This is a genomic window from Streptomyces sp. NPDC017943 (assembly GCF_044328425.1).
In the GTDB taxonomy this organism is placed as follows: domain Bacteria; phylum Actinomycetota; class Actinomycetes; order Streptomycetales; family Streptomycetaceae; genus Streptomyces; species Streptomyces djakartensis_A.
The window spans coordinates 379,921-397,729 of the sequence record NZ_JBIRHH010000004.1; the positions used below are offsets into that span (position 1 = coordinate 379,921).

General features: G+C 74.9%; 19 protein-coding genes. 11 read left to right on the plus strand and 8 right to left on the minus strand.

Annotation, left to right across the window (positions count from 1 at the left end):
* The first annotated feature begins 72 nt into the window (after nt 1–72).
* Nucleotides 73–1,107 carry a medium chain dehydrogenase/reductase family protein gene (locus ACH4C6_RS15310; RefSeq protein ID WP_398109056.1) on the plus strand — a complete coding sequence of 345 codons (1,035 nt, stop codon included), beginning with the start codon at nt 73–75 and terminating at the stop codon, nt 1,105–1,107.
* Between the two features lie 124 nt (nt 1,108–1,231).
* Nucleotides 1,232–1,552: a GYD domain-containing protein gene (locus tag ACH4C6_RS15315; RefSeq protein WP_398109057.1), complete on the plus strand. Its 321-nt coding sequence runs from the start codon at nt 1,232–1,234 to the stop codon at nt 1,550–1,552.
* 44 nt (nt 1,553–1,596) lie between these two features.
* Here ACH4C6_RS15315 and ACH4C6_RS15320 read toward each other — a convergent pair whose 3' ends face one another.
* From ACH4C6_RS15320 to ACH4C6_RS15330, 3 genes are all read right to left on the minus strand, one after another.
* On the minus strand, nt 1,597–2,274 hold the full coding sequence (locus ACH4C6_RS15320; RefSeq protein WP_398109058.1) for a response regulator: 678 nt from the start codon (nt 2,272–2,274) through the stop codon (nt 1,597–1,599).
* Nucleotides 2,271–3,506: a sensor histidine kinase gene (locus ACH4C6_RS15325; RefSeq protein ID WP_398109059.1), complete on the minus strand. Its 1,236-nt coding sequence runs from the start codon at nt 3,504–3,506 to the stop codon at nt 2,271–2,273. The genes ACH4C6_RS15320 and ACH4C6_RS15325 overlap by 4 nt, the downstream gene beginning before the upstream one ends.
* 123 nt (nt 3,507–3,629) lie before the next feature.
* Nucleotides 3,630–5,837, minus strand: coding sequence for an MMPL family transporter (locus ACH4C6_RS15330; RefSeq protein ID WP_398109060.1), 2,208 nt, complete (start codon nt 5,835–5,837; stop codon nt 3,630–3,632).
* Between the two features lie 347 nt (nt 5,838–6,184).
* On the opposite strand from ACH4C6_RS15330, the gene ACH4C6_RS15335 reads away from it, so the two are divergent.
* Both ACH4C6_RS15335 and ACH4C6_RS15340 read left to right on the plus strand, forming a co-directional pair.
* A complete protein-coding gene (locus ACH4C6_RS15335; RefSeq protein WP_003991681.1) occupies nt 6,185–6,388 on the plus strand; it encodes a cold-shock protein in 204 nt (67 codons plus the stop codon).
* 149 nt (nt 6,389–6,537) lie between these two features.
* Entirely contained in the window at nt 6,538–7,974 is a 1,437-nt protein-coding gene (locus ACH4C6_RS15340) for a DEAD/DEAH box helicase (protein WP_398109061.1), read from the plus strand.
* Between the two features lie 400 nt (nt 7,975–8,374).
* Here ACH4C6_RS15340 and ACH4C6_RS15345 read toward each other — a convergent pair whose 3' ends face one another.
* Complete coding sequence (locus tag ACH4C6_RS15345; protein WP_398109062.1) at nt 8,375–9,301, minus strand: NAD(P)-binding domain-containing protein; 927 nt, start codon at nt 9,299–9,301, stop codon at nt 8,375–8,377.
* Nucleotides 9,302–9,353: 52 nt separating this feature from the next.
* Here ACH4C6_RS15345 and ACH4C6_RS15350 point away from each other — a divergent pair, with 52 nt between their 5' ends.
* A complete protein-coding gene (locus ACH4C6_RS15350) occupies nt 9,354–9,704 on the plus strand; it encodes a winged helix-turn-helix transcriptional regulator (RefSeq protein ID WP_398109063.1) in 351 nt (116 codons plus the stop codon).
* A gap of 152 nt (nt 9,705–9,856) precedes the next feature.
* On the opposite strand, the gene ACH4C6_RS15355 is transcribed toward ACH4C6_RS15350, so the two are convergent.
* Nucleotides 9,857–10,339: a MarR family winged helix-turn-helix transcriptional regulator gene (locus tag ACH4C6_RS15355; protein WP_398109064.1), complete on the minus strand. Its 483-nt coding sequence runs from the start codon at nt 10,337–10,339 to the stop codon at nt 9,857–9,859.
* A gap of 53 nt (nt 10,340–10,392) precedes the next feature.
* Here ACH4C6_RS15355 and pip point away from each other — a divergent pair, with 53 nt between their 5' ends.
* The 6 genes from pip (at nt 10,393) to ACH4C6_RS15385 (ending at nt 15,355) form a co-directional block, all read left to right on the plus strand.
* Entirely contained in the window at nt 10,393–11,373 is a 981-nt protein-coding gene (pip, locus tag ACH4C6_RS15360; protein WP_398109065.1) for a prolyl aminopeptidase, read from the plus strand.
* 174 nt (nt 11,374–11,547) lie between these two features.
* Nucleotides 11,548–13,191 (plus strand): alpha/beta hydrolase, encoded by a 1,644-nt coding sequence (locus ACH4C6_RS15365; protein WP_398109350.1) that lies wholly within the window; start codon nt 11,548–11,550, stop codon nt 13,189–13,191.
* Nucleotides 13,192–13,313: 122 nt separating this feature from the next.
* Nucleotides 13,314–13,712 (plus strand): sortase-dependent protein, encoded by a 399-nt coding sequence (locus ACH4C6_RS15370; RefSeq protein ID WP_398109066.1) that lies wholly within the window; start codon nt 13,314–13,316, stop codon nt 13,710–13,712.
* A complete protein-coding gene (locus tag ACH4C6_RS15375; protein ID WP_398109067.1) occupies nt 13,709–14,350 on the plus strand; it encodes a class F sortase in 642 nt (213 codons plus the stop codon). Before ACH4C6_RS15370 ends, ACH4C6_RS15375 begins: the two co-directional genes overlap by 4 nt.
* Nucleotides 14,347–14,838, plus strand: a complete 492-nt coding sequence (locus ACH4C6_RS15380) for an RNA polymerase sigma factor (RefSeq protein ID WP_398109068.1) — start codon at nt 14,347–14,349, stop codon at nt 14,836–14,838. Before ACH4C6_RS15375 ends, ACH4C6_RS15380 begins: the two co-directional genes overlap by 4 nt.
* Nucleotides 14,822–15,355, plus strand: coding sequence for a hypothetical protein (locus ACH4C6_RS15385; RefSeq protein ID WP_398109069.1), 534 nt, complete (start codon nt 14,822–14,824; stop codon nt 15,353–15,355). The genes ACH4C6_RS15380 and ACH4C6_RS15385 overlap by 17 nt, the downstream gene beginning before the upstream one ends.
* Nucleotides 15,356–15,404: 49 nt before the next feature.
* Here the strand turns inward: ACH4C6_RS15385 and ACH4C6_RS15390 are convergent, their stop codons facing one another.
* The 3 genes from ACH4C6_RS15390 to ACH4C6_RS15400 form a co-directional block, all read right to left on the minus strand.
* Nucleotides 15,405–15,767, minus strand: a complete 363-nt coding sequence (locus tag ACH4C6_RS15390; RefSeq protein WP_398109070.1) for a DUF952 domain-containing protein — start codon at nt 15,765–15,767, stop codon at nt 15,405–15,407.
* Complete coding sequence (gene bla / locus ACH4C6_RS15395; protein ID WP_398109071.1) at nt 15,764–16,741, minus strand: class A beta-lactamase; 978 nt, start codon at nt 16,739–16,741, stop codon at nt 15,764–15,766. The genes ACH4C6_RS15390 and bla overlap by 4 nt, the downstream gene beginning before the upstream one ends.
* A 246-nt stretch (nt 16,742–16,987) precedes the next feature.
* Complete coding sequence (locus ACH4C6_RS15400) at nt 16,988–17,551, minus strand: tellurite resistance TerB family protein (RefSeq protein WP_398109072.1); 564 nt, start codon at nt 17,549–17,551, stop codon at nt 16,988–16,990.
* Nucleotides 17,552–17,809 lie beyond the last annotated feature (258 nt).

Consider the following 17,809-nt stretch of genomic DNA (forward strand, 5'->3'; position numbering starts at 1 on the left):
TGAGTTACAACCTATAACGAACACGAGAAGCAATAGCTCACCTCAGATCCGAGGCGCCGCACGGAGGCCGTCATGAACCCCACCGAGGAACTCGTCGAGATCGTCCTGCCGGGCAAGGTCGAACCCGAGGGACTGGCCATGAGGCGCGGTCCCGTGCCCGTCCCCGGCCCCGGGCAGGTCCTGGTCCGCACGGAGGCGACCGGCGTCTCCTTCGCCGAGCAGCAGATGCGGCGCGGCCGCTACTACGACCAGCCCCCGTTCCCGTTCGTGCCGGGCTACGACCTCGTCGGCACGGTCCTGACGGCCGGCGAGGGCGTCGATCCGGCGCTGGCCGGCACCCGGGTCGCCGCCCTGGTCAAGGTCGGCGGCTGGGCGAGCCACGTCCTGGTGGACGCGGCCGACGCGGTGCCGGTGCCCGACGGGATCGGGGCGGCGGAGGCGGAGACCCTGGTCGTCAACGGCGTCACCGCCTGGCAGATGCTGCACCGCAAGGCCCGCGTGCGGCCCGGCCACACCGTCGTCGTCCACGGGGCGAACGGGGGCGTCGGCTCGGTGCTGGTCCAGCTCGCCCTGGCGGCGGGAGCCCGGGTGATCGGCACGGCGTCCCCCCGCCACCACGAGGCCCTGCGCGCCCAGGCGGTGGTGCCCGTCGACTACCGCGCCGGCGACCTCGCCGCCCGGATCCGCGCCCTGGCCCCCGACGGCGTCGACGCGGTCTTCGACCATGTCGGCGGCCGCGGCATCGTCGACTCCTGGCGGCTCCTCGCCCCCGGCGGCACGCTCGTCTCCTACGGCAGCGCCTCCACCCGGGACGCCGAGGGCTCCAGGCAGTGGCCCGTGCTCAAGCTGCTCGGGCGGGTGTGGCTGTGGAACGCGCTGCCGAACCGCCGCCGCGCGTACTTCTACAACGTCTGGGCCGGGCGGTCCCTGTCCCGCAACCGCTTCCGCGCCCGGCTGCACGCCGACCTCACGCAGGTGTTCGCCGCGCTGGAACGCGGCGAGGTCGGTGCGCACATCGCCGCGCGGCTACCGCTCGACCGCGCGGCCGATGCCCTGCGACTGGCCGAGTCCGGCACGGTCGCCGGGAAGGTCGTCCTCGTCCCGTAGCGCGCGCCGCCGCGCCCGGCCATGAGGGGCCGGCGGGTGAATTGCGGGGTCGGGGGGTGAGCGGCGGCGAGGGGACGGGGAAAGGTGGGGCGTACCGCACCTTCGACGGGCAGGACGGTCCCCCATGCCGAAGTTCCTCATCCAGGCCACCTACACGTCCGAGGGCACCAGGGGGCTGCTCCGGGAGGGCGCGAGCGGCCGGCGCGACGCCGTCGAGCAGGTCGTGACCGGACTCGGCGGCCGCCTCGAGGCGATGTACTTCACCTTCGGGGGCGACGACGTCGTGCTCGTCGTGGACTTCCCCGACGCCGTCTCCATGGCCGCCGTCAGCCTCACGGTCAAGGCCAGCGGCGCCCTGCGCACCCGGGCCACCCCTCTCCTCTCCCTCGACGAGATCGACGAGGCCACCCGCCGTCAGGTCGTCTTCCGCGCACCCGGCGCGTGACCCGGCGCCGTCAGGTGACGGCCCACGGGTGGACCCCGGAGCGCTCAGTTCGGGGGTGCCGCCCGGACCAGGCCCGTCTGGTAGGCGATGACGACCAGCTGGGCGCGGTCGCGGGCGCCGAGTTTGGTCATCGCGCGGTGGATGTGGGTCCGCACGGTCAGCGGGCTGACGGTCAGGTCGTCGGCGATCTCGGCGTTGGAGCGGCCCTCCGCGGCCAGGGCCATGACCTCCCGTTCGCGCGTGGTGAGGTCGGCGAGGCGCTCGGGGGGTGCCAGGTGGGTGCCGGGGGCGGGGGCGGTGAGGAAGCGGGTGATGAGGGAGCGGGTCGCGCCGGGCGACAGCAGGGCCTCGCCGGAGGCGACCGTGCGCAGGCCGCTCAGCAGGGTGTCGGCGGTGACGTCCTTGCCGAGGAAGCCGCTGGCGCCGGCGCGCAGGGCCTGGGCGACGTAGTCCTCCGTCTCGAAGGTGGTCAGGATGAGGACGCGGGTCGCGGACAGCTCCGGGTCCGCGCACAGCACGGAGGTCGCCGTCAGCCCGTCGGTGCCCGGCATGCGGATGTCCATCAGCACGATGTCCGGGCGGTGGGCCCGCGCCAGTTCGACCGCCTCGGCCCCGTCGGAGGCCTCGGCGACCACCTCCATGTCGGGGCAGGAGTCGACGAGGATCCGGAAGGTGGCCCGCAGCAGGGCCTGGTCGTCGGCGAGCAGCACCCTGATGGTCATGCGGGGGTGGTTCCTTCCACGAGGCGGGCGGCGGGTGGCAGCGGCAGCGCGGTGGCCACCTCGAAGCCGCCCTGGGGCCGGGGCCCCGCGCACAGTTCACCGCCGATGGACCGGGCCCGTTCGCGCATCCCCACCAGGCCGAAGCCGCGCCCCGTGGCCTCCGGCCTCCCGGCGCCCTCGTTGGTGACGGTGATCAGCAGGCGGGAGCCGGTGTAGGCGAGGCGGACGTGGGCGTCGTCGTCCGCGGCGTGCTTGCTGACGTTGGTGAGCGCCTCCTGCACGATCCGGTACGCCGTCAGGTCCACGCCCGGGGACAGCGGCTGCGGCTCGCCGTCGGTGGTGACCGTGACGCGCAGGCCCGCCGACTCGAACGCGGAGACCAGCTCGGGCAGCCGGGACAGACCCGGCGACGGTTCGAGGCCCGCCGGGCCGGACGTCTCGCCGTCGTCGCGCAGCAGGCCGAGGGCCGCCTTCAGCTCCCGCAGCGCGGAGGACGTCGTACCGGTCAGGTCGGTGAGGATTTTGCGGGTCTGCTCGGGGTGGGTGCGGGCCAGGTGTGCGGCGGTGCCGGCCTGGGCGTTGGCCAGGGCCATGTGGTGGGCGACGACGTCGTGCAGCTCCCGGGCGATGCGCACCCGCTCCTCGGTGACGCGCAGCCGGGCCTCCTCCTCCCTGGTGCGTTCGGCGTGCTCGGCCCGGGCCTGCACGGACGCGAGGTGGGCGCGTCGCGCCTGGGTGCCCTGCCCGGCGGCGAGGGGCAGCATCAGCCAGAAGAACGGGCCGATGGTCCGCAGCAGCAGCGACAGGTGGTTCATGGAGTCGGCGAACACGGCGGCCACGATCACCGCGACGAGGGTGGTGACGCCGTACGCGCGCGTGGTCCGCGCATCGGTGGAGGCGGCCAGCCAGTACAGCGCCGCCATGACCGGCGCCAGCAGCAGCGGGGTGATCAGGTAGCCGAAGGCGACCGCGACGACCGTGCACAGCGTGGTGACGACGACGCCGGTGCGCGGGTAGGCGCGGTGCTTCAGCAGGGCGAGGCAGGAGACGACCATGAGGACGGTGGCGGCCTCGTCCCGGTCCGGCGGGTTCGTGCCCGGCAGGGTGAGCGAGCCGCCGTACGCGGCGCAGCCCATCAGCGCGAGCACCGTCGTCAGGTCGACGAGGAAGGCGTGGCGGTCGGTGAACTCGCCGAGGCGATCCGCGTAGCGCCGCTCCGGGGTGAGGATCATGGGGTTCTCCGGGTGGGTGGGCCGACGACCATCGTGGCCGCCCGCGGGCGCGCCCGCCCGGTGACCGCCCGTGTCCTTCGCCACGGGCGGTCCGGGCAGGGCCCGAGGAGCGGCCGGTCCGCCTCAGGTGCGGGCCGGCTCCGGTTCCGGCGCGCTGTCCGCGGCCGGTCCGGCGGGCGCCCGGCCGAGGGCCTCGCCCTCCACGTCGACGCGGGGCAGGATCCGGTCCAGCCACGCCGGCAGCCACCACGCCTTGTCGCCGAGCAGGGCCAGGACGGCCGGCACGATCGCCATGCGGACCACGAAGGCGTCGAAGAGGACGGCCGAGGCGAGCCCGAAACCGATCATCTTGATCATGGAGTCGCTCTCGCCGACGAACCCGGCGAACACCGCGATCATGATGAGGGCCGCGGCCACGACCACCCGGGCGCTGTGCCGGAAGCCGGTCGTGACGGCCCGGCCGGGCGAGGCGCCGTGCACGTACGCCTCCCGCATCCGTGAGACGAGGAACACCTCGTAGTCCATCGCCAGGCCGAAGACGATGCCCACCAGGAAGATCGGCATCAGGCTCATGATCGGGCCGGTCTGCTCCACGCCGAGGAGCCCGGCGCCGTGCCCCTGCTGGAACACCACGACGACCGCGCCGAGGGAGGCCAGCACCGACAGCAGGAAGCCCACCGCCGCCTTCAGCGGGACGAGCAGGGACCGGAAGACCACCATCAGCAGCACGATGGCCAGACCGACCACGACCACCAGGTACGGCACCAGCGCGGCCTGCACCTTCGCCGCGATGTCGATGTTCATGGCGGTGGTCCCGGTGATCTCGTAGCTCGCGCCGGTGGCGGACTCGATGCCGGGGCGCTCGTCCCGGATCGTCGTCACCAGGTCCTCGGTCCTCGGGTCGGTGGGCGCGGTGGCGGGCACCACCGAGAGGACGGCGGTGTCCCCGCTCCGGTCGAACCGGGCCGGCGAGACGGTCACCACGCCCTCGGTGGAGCCGATCTCCCGGGCGACCCTGGCGGCGGCGCCCTGGGGGTCGGCGGCGTCCCGGGCGTCCACGACGACGGTCAGCGGCCCGTTGAAGCCCGGCCCGAAGCCCTCGGCGAGCGCGTCGTAGGCCCGTCGCTCGGTGGCCGAGGTGGGCTTGGCCTCGTCGCCGGGCATGCCCAGCTGCAGATCGGCCGCGGGCAGGGCGAGCGCGCCGAGGCCCACGACGCCGAGGAGCAGCACGGGTATCGGCCGGCGCAGCACCAGGGAGGCCCAGCGGGTGCCGCCGTTCGCCCGGCCGTCCTGCCCGGTGCGGCCGCCGCGGCGGGAGCGCCTGCTCAGCACGGCGTCGGGCCACAGGCCGAGGAACGCCGGGACGAGGGTCAGGGCGACCAGCACGCCGACGACGACCGCGCCCGCGGCGGCCAGTCCCATCCTGGTGAGCATCGGGATGCCGACCACCGCCAGCCCGGCCAGGGCGATGACGACGGTCAGACCGGCGAACACCACGGCGGAGCCGGCCGTTCCGACGGCGGTCGCGGCGGCCTCCTGCGGGGCGCGCCCCCGGGCGCGTTCCTCGCGGTAGCGGGAGACGACGAACAGGGCGTAGTCGATGCCGACGGCCAGCCCCAGCATCATCGCCAGGGTCCCGGTCGTGGTGGACAGACCCAGGGCGTCGGACAGGGCGAGGATCGTGGCCATGCTGACGCCGACACCGGCGACGGCGGTCAGCAGCGGCAGCCCCGCGGCGGCCAGGGAGCCGAAGGTGACGAGGAGCACGACGGCGGCGATGGCGACGCCGATCACCTCGGCGGAGCCGCCCGGCCCGCCCTCGGTGGCGAGCGCGTCGCCGCCGGCCTCCACGGTCAGCCCCGAGTCCCGTGCCCGCTCGACGGCCCGTTCCAGCTGGGCGCGGCTGGCGTCGGTGAGGTTCCCCGCCCCGACCTCGTAGGTGACGGTCGCGAAGGCGGTCGAGCCGTCCCGGCTGACCGTCTTCGCCCGGAACGGGTCGACGGCGCTCGCGACCTGGGCGCCGTCGCCGAGATCCCGTACGGCCTTCTCGACGGCCTGCCGGTGCTCGGCGGCGGTCACCTTCTCCCCGCCCGGGGCGATGAACACCACCCGGGCGGTCGCGCCGTCGGCCGTCGTGCCGGGGAAGCGCTCCTCCAGCAGGTCGTAGGCCTGCTGGGACTCGATGCCGGGCATCGAGAACTCCTCCTCGGCGGGCCCCGGCGCCTTCAGGGCGCCCAGTCCGACGGCGGCCAGGACGGCCGCCCAGACCAGGACGACGGACCAGCGTCGCCGGAAGGCCAGACGGCCCACGCGATACAGGAATTCAGCCACGGCAGAGGGTCTCCACATCCGGTGTCGATCGTCCGCCCAGCCTGTCCGCTCGCCCGCCGTCCCGTCGTCGTGCGGCTGCCGACAATCCGCGGTACTCGAAACGCAGTAGGGGCGGGGCTGCGGATCAGCCTCGGGTACGACAAACCCGGGCCATGTGCCGACGCCTGTGCTACCTTCGATGGCGTTGCAGTTTTGGTTCCCAGAGACTTCGAGTGCTCTTTCGACCTCCGTCGACGAGCACTCTTTTTGTTTCCGAGGATTTTCGGATCTCTCCACAGGGTGATCATTTCGGCGACTACGGGTCCGCGAGGTGCGGATCTGAGTACTGCCCCTCAAGGGAGATTCCTATGGCTACCGGCACCGTGAAGTGGTTCAACTCGGAAAAGGGCTTCGGCTTCATCGAGCAGGAGGGTGGCGGCCCCGACGTCTTCGCCCACTACTCGAACATCGCCACCTCGGGCTTCCGTGAGCTCCAGGAAGGCCAGAAGGTGACCTTCGACGTCACGCAGGGCCAGAAGGGCCCGCAGGCCGAGAACATCGTTCCCGCCTGACGCTGACGCGCATGCCCTGACCGGGGCCCGCACCCCTGCGGTGCGGGCCCCGGTTCTTTTCCGTCCGTTCCGGCTCGCTCTTGCGAATCCGCGGCCCTCAGGCGCCGTCGCGCATTCCCCGATACGTGCCGCATCGAGGAAGGCCTTCCATGGACCGCACCGCTCGCAGGAACAACCCCTCCCGCTCCCGGGACCACGGGCACCGCACCCGCAAGAACACGGGCCGCGCCCCCGCGCCCCGCTCCGGCGGCGGTGGCCGCCGCCCGGCCGCCGGCCGGGAGTTCGCCCCGCCCGTCACCGTCACCCCGGCGCTCCCGGCCGTCGAGGCGTTCGCCGACCTCGACCTGCCCGCGCCGCTGCTCACCGCTCTGGCCGCCGAGGGCATGACCGAGCCGTTCCCCATCCAGGCGGCGACCCTGCCGAACTCGCTGGCCGGCCGGGACGTCCTGGGCCGCGGCCGCACCGGCTCCGGCAAGACGCTGGCCTTCGGCCTGGCCCTGCTGGCCCGGCTCGACGGCCGGCGCGCCGAGCCGCGCCAGCCGCTGGCGCTCGTCCTGGTGCCCACGCGGGAACTGGCCCAGCAGGTCACCGACGCCCTCACCCCGTTCGCCCGCGCGCTGCGCCTGCGGCTCGCCACGGTGGTCGGCGGTCTGTCGATCGGCCGGCAGGCGCACGCCCTGCGCTCCGGCGCCGAGGTCGTCGTCGCCACGCCCGGTCGCCTGAAGGACCTCCTGGACCGGGGCGACTGCCGGCTGGACCAGGTCGGCACGACCGTCCTGGACGAGGCCGACCAGATGACCGACATGGGCTTCATGCCGCAGGTCACCGCGCTGCTGGACCAGGTGCGCCCCGGGGGCCAGCGGATGCTGTTCTCGGCCACCCTGGACCGCAACGTCGACAAGCTGGTCCGGACCTACCTGCACGACCCGGTGGTGCACTCGGTCGACCCGTCCGCGGGCGCGGTCAGCACGATGGAGCACCACCTGCTGCACGTGGAGGACGACGACAAGCACGCCACGACGACCCGGATCGCCGCCCGCGACGGCCGGGTGATCATGTTCCTGGACACCAAGCACGCCGCCGACCGGCTGGCGAAGAAGCTGCTGGCGGTCGGCGTGCGCGCCTCGGCGCTGCACGGCGGCAAGACCCAGTCCCAGCGCACCAAGACCCTGGAGCGCTTCAAGGACGGGCACGTCACGGTCCTGGTGGCGACCAACGTGGCGGCGCGCGGCATCCACGTCGACAACCTCGACCTGGTCGTCAACGTCGACCCGCCCGGCGACCACAAGGACTACCTGCACCGGGGCGGCCGCACGGCCCGGGCCGGTGAGTCCGGCACGGTCGTGACGCTGGTCCTGCCGCACCAGCGGCGCGAGATGAACCGGCTGATGGCCGACGCGGGCATCGCCCCGCAGGTCACGCGGGTCCGTCCGGACGAGGCCGAGCTCAGCCGCATCACCGGCGCGCGGGAGCCGTCCGGCGTGCCGGTCGTCCTCACCCCGCCGCCCGCCGAGAACCGCCCCGCCCGCACGGGCTCCGGCCAGGGCCCCCGCCGCGGCGGCCCGACCCGCCGCCGCCGCCGCTGACACCGGCCCCGGCCGATGAGCCGCCCGGGCACCCGGGCGGCTCGCGCGTGACGCGGATCGGCCGCCGGGCCGAGCCGCCGCATGCCGACCGGGCCCAGGGCCGGGCCGTCCCGACCCCGACCGGGTCACCCTCGGCCGTGGACCGGCCGGACACGTCCGGGAGCCGACCGCCGTCACGGGTCCGCTCCCTGAACGCCGACCGGGGCCCGGGCAGGCCGCCGGACCCCGGCCAGGGAACCCTCGGCCGTGGGCCGGCCGGAGGCGGCCGGGAGGCGGTCGGTCCCTGTGACGGCGAGGGCCCGGGTGCCGTCGTCGCCTGGTCGGTCCGGTCCGCTCGGTGGCGTTCTCGCGCCGGTCGCACAGCCGCCGGGCGTTCACAGAGGGGAAGGCGGCTCCGCCGTCATCGGCGGCCGATGACCTCCGCGATGCGGAGGAAGCCGTCCTCGCCGTGGCCGAGACCGACCGCGCGGCGGGCCATGCCCTCGGCCGCGCGCATGACGCCCGCGTCGATGCCGTGCGACTCGGAGACGTGCACGATGTGGGCCATCGACGACACGGCGGAGGTCAGCGGGTTGCCCTCGCCGCTGTACGTGCCGGCGTCGGCGTCCGCGGCGGTCTGCGCGAACACCGGCGGCAGGATCGCGCCGATCCCCTGCGCGAACGGCGCGAGTTCGCCCGCGGTGACGCCCTCCGCCCGGGCCACCGCCACCGCGTGCGCGTACCCCGCCATCGCCGTCCAGAAGATGTCCAGCAGGGCGATGTCGTAGGCGGCGGCCCGGCCCACGTCCTCACCGAGATGCGTGTGGCTGCCGCCCAGCGCCCGCCGCACGGGGGCCGTTTCCTCGTAGAGGTCCGACGGTCCGCTGTACAGCAGGACCGCGTCGGCCGTGCCGATGGTGTCGGTCGGCGTCATGATCGCGCCGTCGAGGTAGCGGATGCCGTGGGCGGCGGCCCAGGCGGCGGTGTCGCGGGCCCGGGCCGGGGTGTCGGCGGTCAGGTTCACGACCGTACGGCCCCGGAGCGCGGCGGCGGCCCCGGCCTGGCGCAGGACGGCGTCGGCGGCGTCGTAGTTCACCACGCAGACGATGGTCACGGCACTGGCCGCCACCGCCTCCGCCACTGACGCGGCACCCTGCGCGCCCCGCTCGACGAGGTCCTTGTCCCGGCCCGGGGTGCGGTTCCAGACCGTGGTGCGCAGACCCGCGGCCAGGAACGCCCCGGCCAGGGCCCGGCCCATCGGCCCGAGACCGAGGACCGTGACGGCGGCGGGGGCATCGGGCCGGGCGCCGGAATGCGCGGGGGAGGCGGACGTGCTGTACGTGGACACGGAGGAACTCCTCGGGAATCACGGAACGGAACGAACGGGAGACGGGGTCCGGATGACGCGACGACGCCAGGACACGGACGTGTGCGGAGTGACCGCCGCGATCGGGGTGATCGACGGCAAGTGGAAGACGGCCCTGCTGTGGCTGCTGGAGTCAGGCCCGCACCGGCCCGCGGAACTGCGCCGGAAGCTGCCCGGCCTCACCGAGAAGGTGCTGACCGAGGCGCTGCGGGAGATGGAGGCGGACGAACTGGTGCACCGGCAGGTGTACGACGTGCTGCCGCCGAAGACCGTCTACTCCCTGACCGGGTTCGGCCGCGAACTCTCCGAGGCGCTGGCCCCGTTGGCCGACTGGGGCCACCGCCGCCTGGAGCGGCTCACCGGCTCCGGCCGGCCGGTTGCCTGAGCGGTGTCCGCCTCCTTCCCCGATCGTGTCGCCCCTGCCTCCGGACGCCCCTCACCAGCTTCCCCGGACGGCCGCACGCTGCCCAGTACGCACAAAAAAGTGGGTGGGGCCGGCCCCGCGGCACCGGGGTGCTCCGAACGGCAGGCGCCGGGTCACCCGCGCCGCTCCCGGGCGGAGGCGAGGCGCTCGCGGAGCGGGCGGCGGGTCACCGCCTCCACCGTCTCCGTCAGCACCCGGGCCAGCGGTACGGACAGTTCCGCGTCCAGTTCCGCCATCGCCGCCCTCGTCGCCTCCCACTCCTCCTCGATCCGCGGCAGGAGTTCCCGGGCTTTGGCGGTGAGGACGACCAGCCGGCGGCGCGCGTCGGAGGGGTCCGGGGTGTGGGTGACCAGGCCCGCCCGGGTCATCTGCGCGGCCGTCTGGCTCGCCGCCGAGTGCGTGACGCCCATCGCTCCCGCCAAGTCCCCCACGGACAGCGGGCCTTCGCTCACCAGGGCTCGGACCGCCGGGGAGAAGCGAGGGCGGTACTCGGGAACGCCCTGCTCCGCGTAGACCTCGGCCACGCCGCCGTCGAGCAGTTCCAGGACATGGCGCAGCAGCGTGCCGACGGCGGAGGGGTCGGGGTGACCGGTCATGCTGTTAATGTAACAGCGCTGTCAGATCTGCGGCCGGGCGGAGGGGGAAAGGCATGAGCGGGGAGCTCCATCCTTTCGTCGAGCCGTACGAGCAGGGCATGCTCGACGTCGGCGACGGCAACCTCGTCCACTGGGAGACGTGCGGCAACCCGGCGGGCAAGCCCGCCCTGGTGCTGCACGGCGGGCCCGGATCGGGGGCCGGGCCGTTCTGGCGCCGGCTGTTCGACCCGCGGACGTACCGGATCGTGCTGTTCGACCAGCGCGGCTGCGGCCGCAGCACCCCCGACGCCGCCGACCCGGCGACCTCGCTCGCCACCAACACCACGCCCCACCTCGTCGCCGACATCGAGCGGCTGCGCCGTCACCTCGGCATCGACACCTGGCTCGTCCTCGGCGGCTCCTGGGGCGTGACCCTCGCCCTCGCCTATGCCCAGCGGCACCCGGGCGCCGTCTCCGAGATGGTGCTGTTCAGCGTCACGAACACCACCCGCCGTGAAGTGGAGTGGGTGACACGGGACATGGGGCGCATCTTCCCCGCCGAGTGGGCCCGGTTCCGGGACGCCGTCCCCGCGGCGGAGCGCGACGGCAGCCTGGTGGACGCCTACGCCCGGATGCTCGCCGACCCCGACCCCGCCGTACGGGAACGGGCCGCGCGGGAGTGGTGCCGATGGGAGGACGTGCACGTGTCCACCGACCCCGGGCACCGGCCCGACCCCCGCTTCGAGGACCCGCGTTTCCGGATGCGCTTCGCCCGGCTCGTCACGCACTACTGGCGGCACGCCGCGTTCCTGGACGACGGAGTGCTCCTGCGCGACGCGGGGAGGCTCGCCGGCATCCCCGGTGTGCTGATCCACGGCCGGCTGGACATCAGCGGGCCGGCCGACGTCGCCTGGCGGCTGGCGCAGGTCTGGCCGGACGCCGAGCTGGTGCTGATCGGCGGCGAGGGGCACGGCCTGTCCGGCGGCGGCACGGCCCGGGCCGTGCTGGAGGCCACCGACCGCTTCGGCGGTCGGAGTTCGTCCCTCCGCGGGTGACCGGCGGCTCAACTCCGGTCAGGCGCTGTGCAGATAGCGCACAGGAGTCGCCGGATCCGGTCGCGGTCCGTCTCGGATTGGGCTAGACATGCGGCGGAAACACGTCGGCATCCGGACGTGCCCGCAGGCGCGTCCGTCCGAGGGGGAACAGGAAGAGTGACCACACACGACCACATGACGGGCCGCTTCGGCCCCGGGGGACGCAGACGCGTCCCGCGCCTCAGGATCGCCCTGGCCGCCGCGGCCGCCTTCGTCGTCGCCGGGAGCGGGGTCCAGGCGACGGCCGCTCAGCCGGACCCGGCACCGGCGCAGCCCGCCGTACCGAACCTGACCTGGTCCGACTGCCAGGGCGGCTTCGAGTGCGCGAACGCCGAAGTGCCCCTGGACTACCGGGATCCGCAGGGCAGGAAGCTCACCCTCGCGGTGATCCGCAAGAAGGCCCCCGACCAGGGCCTGAAGAAGGGCACCCTGTTCCTCCAGCCGGGAGGGCCGGGCAACTCGGGTGTCGACTTCGTCCGCAACAACTACGCCGACCTGCCGGGCCGGTTGAAGGACTCCTTCGACGTCTTCGGGTACGACGTACGGGGCGTCGCCCGCAGTGCGCAGGTGGAGTGCTGGGACGACGCGACGTACACCGCCGCCATCAGGGCCGCCAAGGGCGCGCCCGGACCGGACGCCTACGAGGAGGCCGTGCGCCAGGGCGCCGCGTTCGACCGGGCCTGCCAGGACCGGGCGGGCGACCTGCGGCCGTACATCGGCACCGGGTACGTCGCCCGCGACATCGACCTGCTGCGCCAGGCCCTGGGCGAGGAGCAACTCACCTACTACGGGCGCTCGTTCGGCAGCTACATCGGCACCGTCTACGCGGCGATGTTCCCCGAGCGGGTCCGCGCCCTGGTGCTCGACGGCGCCTACGACCCGCGGCACTACGCGCACCGGCCCTACGCCTACGACCGCCCCCAGTACCTGGCCCTGGACGGCGCGATGGGCCGCTTCCTCGACTGGTGCCGCACCGACCAGGCCACCTGCGGCTTCGGCGACGGCGACCCGCGGGCCGCTTTCGAGAAGCTCAAGGCCGACCTCGACGCGAACCCCGTGCCGACCGCCAACGGCGGCCAGGCCAACGGCTACACCGTCGTCTACCGCCTGATGTTCAACATCAACGAGGGCAAGGTCATCTGGCCCTCCCTCGGCGAGGCGCTGCGCAAGGCCCAGCAGCGGGACACCACGTCGTTCCTGCTGCGGCCCCCGTCCCCGGCCAGCTACGACTTCCTCAACCCGAACATCGCGGTCGAGTGCGTCGACAAGGACTACCCGCGCAGCCCGGCCCGGCTGAAGCGGCAGGTCACCCGCAACGCCGAGGCGGCCCCGCTGCTGGGTCCGGCCCTCGCCTACGGCCCGCCGCTCTACGACCACCAGCACGCCACCACGTGCGCCCAGTGGACCGGCGACAAGCCCAGCCGCTACGCCGGGTCCTTCCGGGCCGAGGGGTCCGCGCCCCTGCTGGTCCTCGGCACCACCGGTGACCCGGACACCCCGTACCAGGACGCCGTGGCCCTGTCCCGGCAGCTCGACAACGGCCGGCTGCTGACGTTCCGGGCCGAGGGGCACACCGCGTTCGGCCGCAGCGCCTGCGCCACGGACGCCGTGACGGGCTACCTCGTCGACGGCACCGTCCCGCCCCGCAGCACGACCTGCGCGGACGAGACCCAGCCGCCGCCCGTCACCCCGAGCAAGGCCCCCACGGGCACGACCCTCACCGAACTCCGCAACGGCGTCAACGAGAGGCACGACCTCCTCGGCACGACCCCGCGCTGAGCCGTCGGCACCACCCGCGAGCCGCCCGCCCCCCGCGGGCGGCTTTGCCGTTTCTTTACAACCCCACTCCTCGGTGCCTCGTCTCTGCGCACGATCCGTTTCCGACGAAGGAGTGCGATTCCATGCGCCGAACTGTTCTCAGCCTGCTGGCCCTCGCCGGCACCGCCGTCGTGGTGGGGTCGGGGCCCGCGTTCGCCGGTGGCGGGACCACGCCCACCCCGGTGCCCGCATCGGAACGGCCCGCCGAGACCACCGCGCCGACGGCCCGCCCGGAGCCGACCCGCCCGGAATCCGCCCGCCCGGAATCCGCCCGTCCCACCCCGGCGCGGCCCGCGCCGACCCGGGCCCCGGCCGACCGGCAGGTGACCGTCGTGCCGAGCGGCGCGCCCGACACCGGGGTGACGGCGGACGCCGGCCCGGCGAGCGGCGGCACGGCGGTCGGCGCCGGTGCGGCCGCGGTGCTCGCCCTCGGCGGCGGCACGGTCGTCGTCGTACGGCGTCGCCGGGCGAGCGGGGCATGACCGCGTTCTCCAGGCGCGCGTTCACGACCGCTGCCGCGGTGGCGCTGCTGACGGCGTGCGGCGGGCCGGGGGCCGGCGCGCCCCGGCCGGACGCCGGTGGAGCCGGCTCACGGCGGCGCGGCGGGTCCGCGCCGGTGCCGGCCGGGCGCCGGCGGGCTCTCGCCCGGTCGGTGCCGGTCCGGCTGCTGATCCCGGCGATCGGGGTCGACACCCCGCTGCTCCGGCTGGGCCTGGCGGCGGACGGCACCGTGGAGGTGCCGCCGGTGACGGCCCACGACCGCGCGGGCTGGTACCGGCACTCCCCCACCCCCGGCAGCACCGGTCCGTCGGTGATCCTCGGGCACGTCACGGTCGGCCCGTACGGCGACGGCGTCTTCCGGCACCTGGACCGGCTGCGCCGGGGCGAGCGGGTCGTGGCGCGCCTGGAGAACGGCACGGCGGCGTGGTTCGCCGTCACGGCGGTCCGGACCGTCCCCAAGGACGCGTTCCCGGCCGACGACGTCTACGGCGACGTGGACCGCCCCGAGCTGCGGCTGATCACGTGCGGCGGCGCGCGTACCGGTGACGGCTACGCCGACAACGTGATCGTGTTCGCGGCGCTGAGCGGCACCGAGCCCCCCACCCGGGGAGAGCGTTGAAACGGTCCCGTGAGACGGCGGCGTCCGACCTGTTCGCCGCCCTCTACCCGCGTCTGGCCGGCTGGTGCCGCCGGCTCGTCGACGACGACGAGACGGCCCACGAGATCGCCTCGGAGGCCTTCACCCGGCTGTGGGCGCGCTGGACGAAGGTGGAGGAGCCCCGCGGCTTCCTCTACGTCACCGCCGCCAACCTCGTCCGCGACCACTGGCGCAAGCTGGAACGCGAACGCCGGGCCCTGCACCGCGTCACCTCGGAGGCCGCCGTACGCCCTCACGCCGAGCAGGCCGATCCGTCGGTGCGGATGCTGGTGCAATCGCTTCCCGAACGGCTGCGCGTGCCGATCCTGCTGCACTACTACGCTGACATGCCGATCCGGGAGGTGTCCGTGCTGACCGGACGCAAGGAAGGGACCGTCAAGGCCGATCTGCACGCGGCCCGCGAACTGCTGCGCGTCCATCTGAGGAGGAGCCTTGACCACACGGTGTGACGGCGACCCGGACGACGGGCGGTGCGGCTGCGACGATCCCCTCGCGGTGCTGCTGCGCCCCTCCTCGCCCGACTACCTGGGCGCGCCCGCCGGCCGGTTCACCGCGGTCCGGCGCAGGGCGGCCCGCCGGCGCCTGCTGCGCGCGGCGGCGGGAGCGGGGGTGTGCTGCGCGGTGGCCGCGCTGGTCACCCTGCCGGTGCGCCTCGCGGCGCCCGACGCCCCCGCCGCCCCGGCGACGATCCCCATGGCGCCGCCCGACCCCACCACGCCACCCCCCGGCCCCTCGGCGACCCCGGCTCCCGCCCCGTCCCGCGCTCCCCGCACCTCGGACGCGCCCGCCGAGTCCCGCGCTCCGGCCGCATCGCGCGTGCCGTCCCGCCCCGCCGTCCGCGACCGCGGGGAGCCACCGACCCCGGCGGACCCGTCCCGCGCCCCGTCCGCCACCCCCACGACGGTCCGGCCCGTCCCGTCACCGGAGCGCCGGGGCATCGACGGGGAGCGCACGACGGGCCGCTGACGACGGCGGCAGGTCGCCCACGGCGGCCCTCCGGCGGGGGGTCACCCGGTCACCCTGCCGTACCGAGCCCCACCGCCCGTCCCTGGTCGTCCCACCGCACTTCGAGGACGTGGTCGACCGCCGCCCGGTCGAGCGGGCCGAAGACGTGCGGGAACAGGGTGTCCCCGGCGACCCCGGGCGGTGGGGCGGGCGCGGCGGCCTCCCGCTCCACCCGCGCGCTCAGCCGCGTCTCGTCCAGGGCGAGCACCAGCAGCGGCCGGGGCGCGTCCCGGTAGAAGGCGTTGACCACGGCCAGCGTCGTCGGCTCGTCCGGGGAGCAGTGCACGAAGCCCTCCTCGGCGAGGGAGGCCGGGGCGTACGGCCCTCCGGGGTCGGTGTTCCAGACGGCGTGCGGTACGACGTGATAGATCATGGCCCCGTTATAGCCCCCGGCGACGGTCGGTGGCCCAGGGCGGCGAGGGTCCTCCGGGTGACCTCGGCGATCAGGGCGTCCGAGGGCTCGGCGTCGCGGCCCGGGCGGTCGGTCAGCACGGCCAGGACGAACGGTTCGGCACGCGGCGGGTACAGGACGGCCACGTCGTTGGCGCGGCCCCAGTCGCCCGTGCCGGTCTTGTCGGCGGCCTTCCAGCCGGCGGGCAGCCCGGCCCGGATGCGTCGGGCGCCGACGTCGGTGGCGTTGCGCGAGAGCCAGTCCAGGAGCAGGGCGCGCTCCCGGGCGGGCAGGGCGGTGCCGAGCAGGAGGTGCCGGAAGTCGGTGCCGATCGCCTGCGGGGTGGTGGTGTCGCCGGGGTCGCCGGGGGGCACGTCGTGCAGGTCCGGCTCGTAGTGGTCCATGCGGCTGACGGGGTCGCCGAGCCGGCGCAGGTAGGCGGTGAGCGCGGCCGGGCCGCCGATCTCGCGCATCAGCAGGTTCCCGGCCGTGCCGTCGCTGAAGCGGACGGCCGCGTCGCACAGTTGGCGGAGGGTCATGCCCGTGTCGACGTGCCGGCCGGTGACGGGCGTGGTGGAGCGCAGGTCGGCCCGGGTGTAGGTGACGCGCCGGTCCAGGCCGCGCAGGGTGCGGTGGTGCAGGACCGCCGCCGCGGCCAGGGCCTTGAAGGTCGAGCAGAACGCGAAGCGTTCACCGGCCCGGTGGACGGCGCTCTCGCCGGTGCCGGTCGCCAGGGCCCAGACCCCGACGCGGGCACCGTACTCGCGCTCCAGCCCGGCCAGGTGCAGCCGGCGGACCGGGGGGCGGCCCGGCGCGGGTGCGCTGCGGCCGGCCGGGGCGGAGGGGTCCGGCCGGGCCGGGGTCCGCTCCCCGCCACCGCCGCACCCGGCGAGCGGCAGCAGGGCCGCTGCGGCCAGGAAGGCGCGACGGGGCGAGGGGGAGGGGTGGACGGTCATACGGCGATTGTCCTCACTCGGGGGCACCACCGGGCCGGTTCCGGGCACCGGCCGGCAGGCGGGCGGAACACTGCGAGTCGCCCGGCGCCGCGGCGAGCAGGCCGCGGACGATCGGGCCGGCCGATCCGCCGCCCATGACACCCTCTCTGCCCGCCGCCGACGCCGTGATCGGCACGGCGGCCCGGCTCGCCGTGGACGCCCTGCGCGCCCCCTGAGCCGGTCCGCCGCACCCGACCCGCCGGGAGGTCAGAGCTGGAACTCGGCCGGGGACAAGCCCAGCGCCGCACAGGCCTCGCGCAGGACTGACGCCTCGGCCTGGGAGAAATGCCCGTCCGCACCGGCGACGACCATGCCGGTCTGCACCACGGCCCGGGCCTCGGTGGGCTTCTTCACGGCCTTGGCGATCTCCTGCATCGCCTCGGCCTTGCCGTGCTGGAAGTTCATGGTCAGCTGGTCGACGTGCTTGTTGAACCGCTGCCTCAGCTGCTCCGGCGGGAAGTTCTGCAGCACCTCGTTGCCGAGGATCATCGACTCCACCTGCTGCCGCTCCGACGGGTCCACCTGCCCGTCCGCCGCCGCGACCAGGGCGCACATCGCCATGCTCGCGTCCCGGTACGCGCCGCTCTTCAGCTCGTTCTTCAGCGAGCCGAGCTGCGACTTGATCAGGCCGATCAGCTGCGCCTTGCCGCCGCCCCCGGACCGCGCGCCGCCACTGTGCCCTGCGCCGTGCCCTCCGGGCGCCGCACCGCGCCCGGCCTGCCCCTGCTGAAGGGCCTTCGCCTGGTCCTTGAGCCGGTCCCACACTGCCATTGCCGCCACCTCGGTCTTCGTCAGCATCACCTGGCGCACCCGCTCAGCGCGCGCACTCCTCCAACGCCCTGCCCCCGGGTAAAGGTTCCGCAAACCCGCGCCCGGGGCCGAACGGCGGCGGCCCGCTCCCGGCGAAGGGGAACGGGCTGCCCTGCCCGGCACGTCAGGTCGGCGGGAAGGCCGGGCCGGGCTCCCGAGCGGCACACGCGGGGACGCGACGGCCCGGCCCGGTCTTCCTCTGGCCGCAATCTGCCACCC

Coding starts and splice junctions, on each gene's coding strand:
- ACH4C6_RS15310 (WP_398109056.1), top strand. CDS start 73: ATGAACCCCACCGAGGAACTCGTCGAGATCGTCCTGCCGGGCAAGGTC.
- ACH4C6_RS15315 (WP_398109057.1), top strand. CDS start 1,232: ATGCCGAAGTTCCTCATCCAGGCCACCTACACGTCCGAGGGCACCAGG.
- ACH4C6_RS15320 (WP_398109058.1), bottom strand. CDS start 2,274: ATGACCATCAGGGTGCTGCTCGCCGACGACCAGGCCCTGCTGCGGGCC.
- ACH4C6_RS15325 (WP_398109059.1), bottom strand. CDS start 3,506: ATGATCCTCACCCCGGAGCGGCGCTACGCGGATCGCCTCGGCGAGTTC.
- ACH4C6_RS15335 (WP_003991681.1), top strand. CDS start 6,185: ATGGCTACCGGCACCGTGAAGTGGTTCAACTCGGAAAAGGGCTTCGGC.
- ACH4C6_RS15340 (WP_398109061.1), top strand. CDS start 6,538: ATGGACCGCACCGCTCGCAGGAACAACCCCTCCCGCTCCCGGGACCAC.
- ACH4C6_RS15350 (WP_398109063.1), top strand. CDS start 9,354: ATGACGCGACGACGCCAGGACACGGACGTGTGCGGAGTGACCGCCGCG.
- ACH4C6_RS15355 (WP_398109064.1), bottom strand. CDS start 10,339: ATGACCGGTCACCCCGACCCCTCCGCCGTCGGCACGCTGCTGCGCCAT.
- pip (WP_398109065.1), top strand. CDS start 10,393: ATGAGCGGGGAGCTCCATCCTTTCGTCGAGCCGTACGAGCAGGGCATG.
- ACH4C6_RS15365 (WP_398109350.1), top strand. CDS start 11,548: ATGACGGGCCGCTTCGGCCCCGGGGGACGCAGACGCGTCCCGCGCCTC.
- ACH4C6_RS15370 (WP_398109066.1), top strand. CDS start 13,314: ATGCGCCGAACTGTTCTCAGCCTGCTGGCCCTCGCCGGCACCGCCGTC.
- ACH4C6_RS15375 (WP_398109067.1), top strand. CDS start 13,709: ATGACCGCGTTCTCCAGGCGCGCGTTCACGACCGCTGCCGCGGTGGCG.
- ACH4C6_RS15390 (WP_398109070.1), bottom strand. CDS start 15,767: ATGATCTATCACGTCGTACCGCACGCCGTCTGGAACACCGACCCCGGA.
- bla (WP_398109071.1), bottom strand. CDS start 16,741: ATGACCGTCCACCCCTCCCCCTCGCCCCGTCGCGCCTTCCTGGCCGCA.
- ACH4C6_RS15400 (WP_398109072.1), bottom strand. CDS start 17,551: ATGGCAGTGTGGGACCGGCTCAAGGACCAGGCGAAGGCCCTTCAGCAG.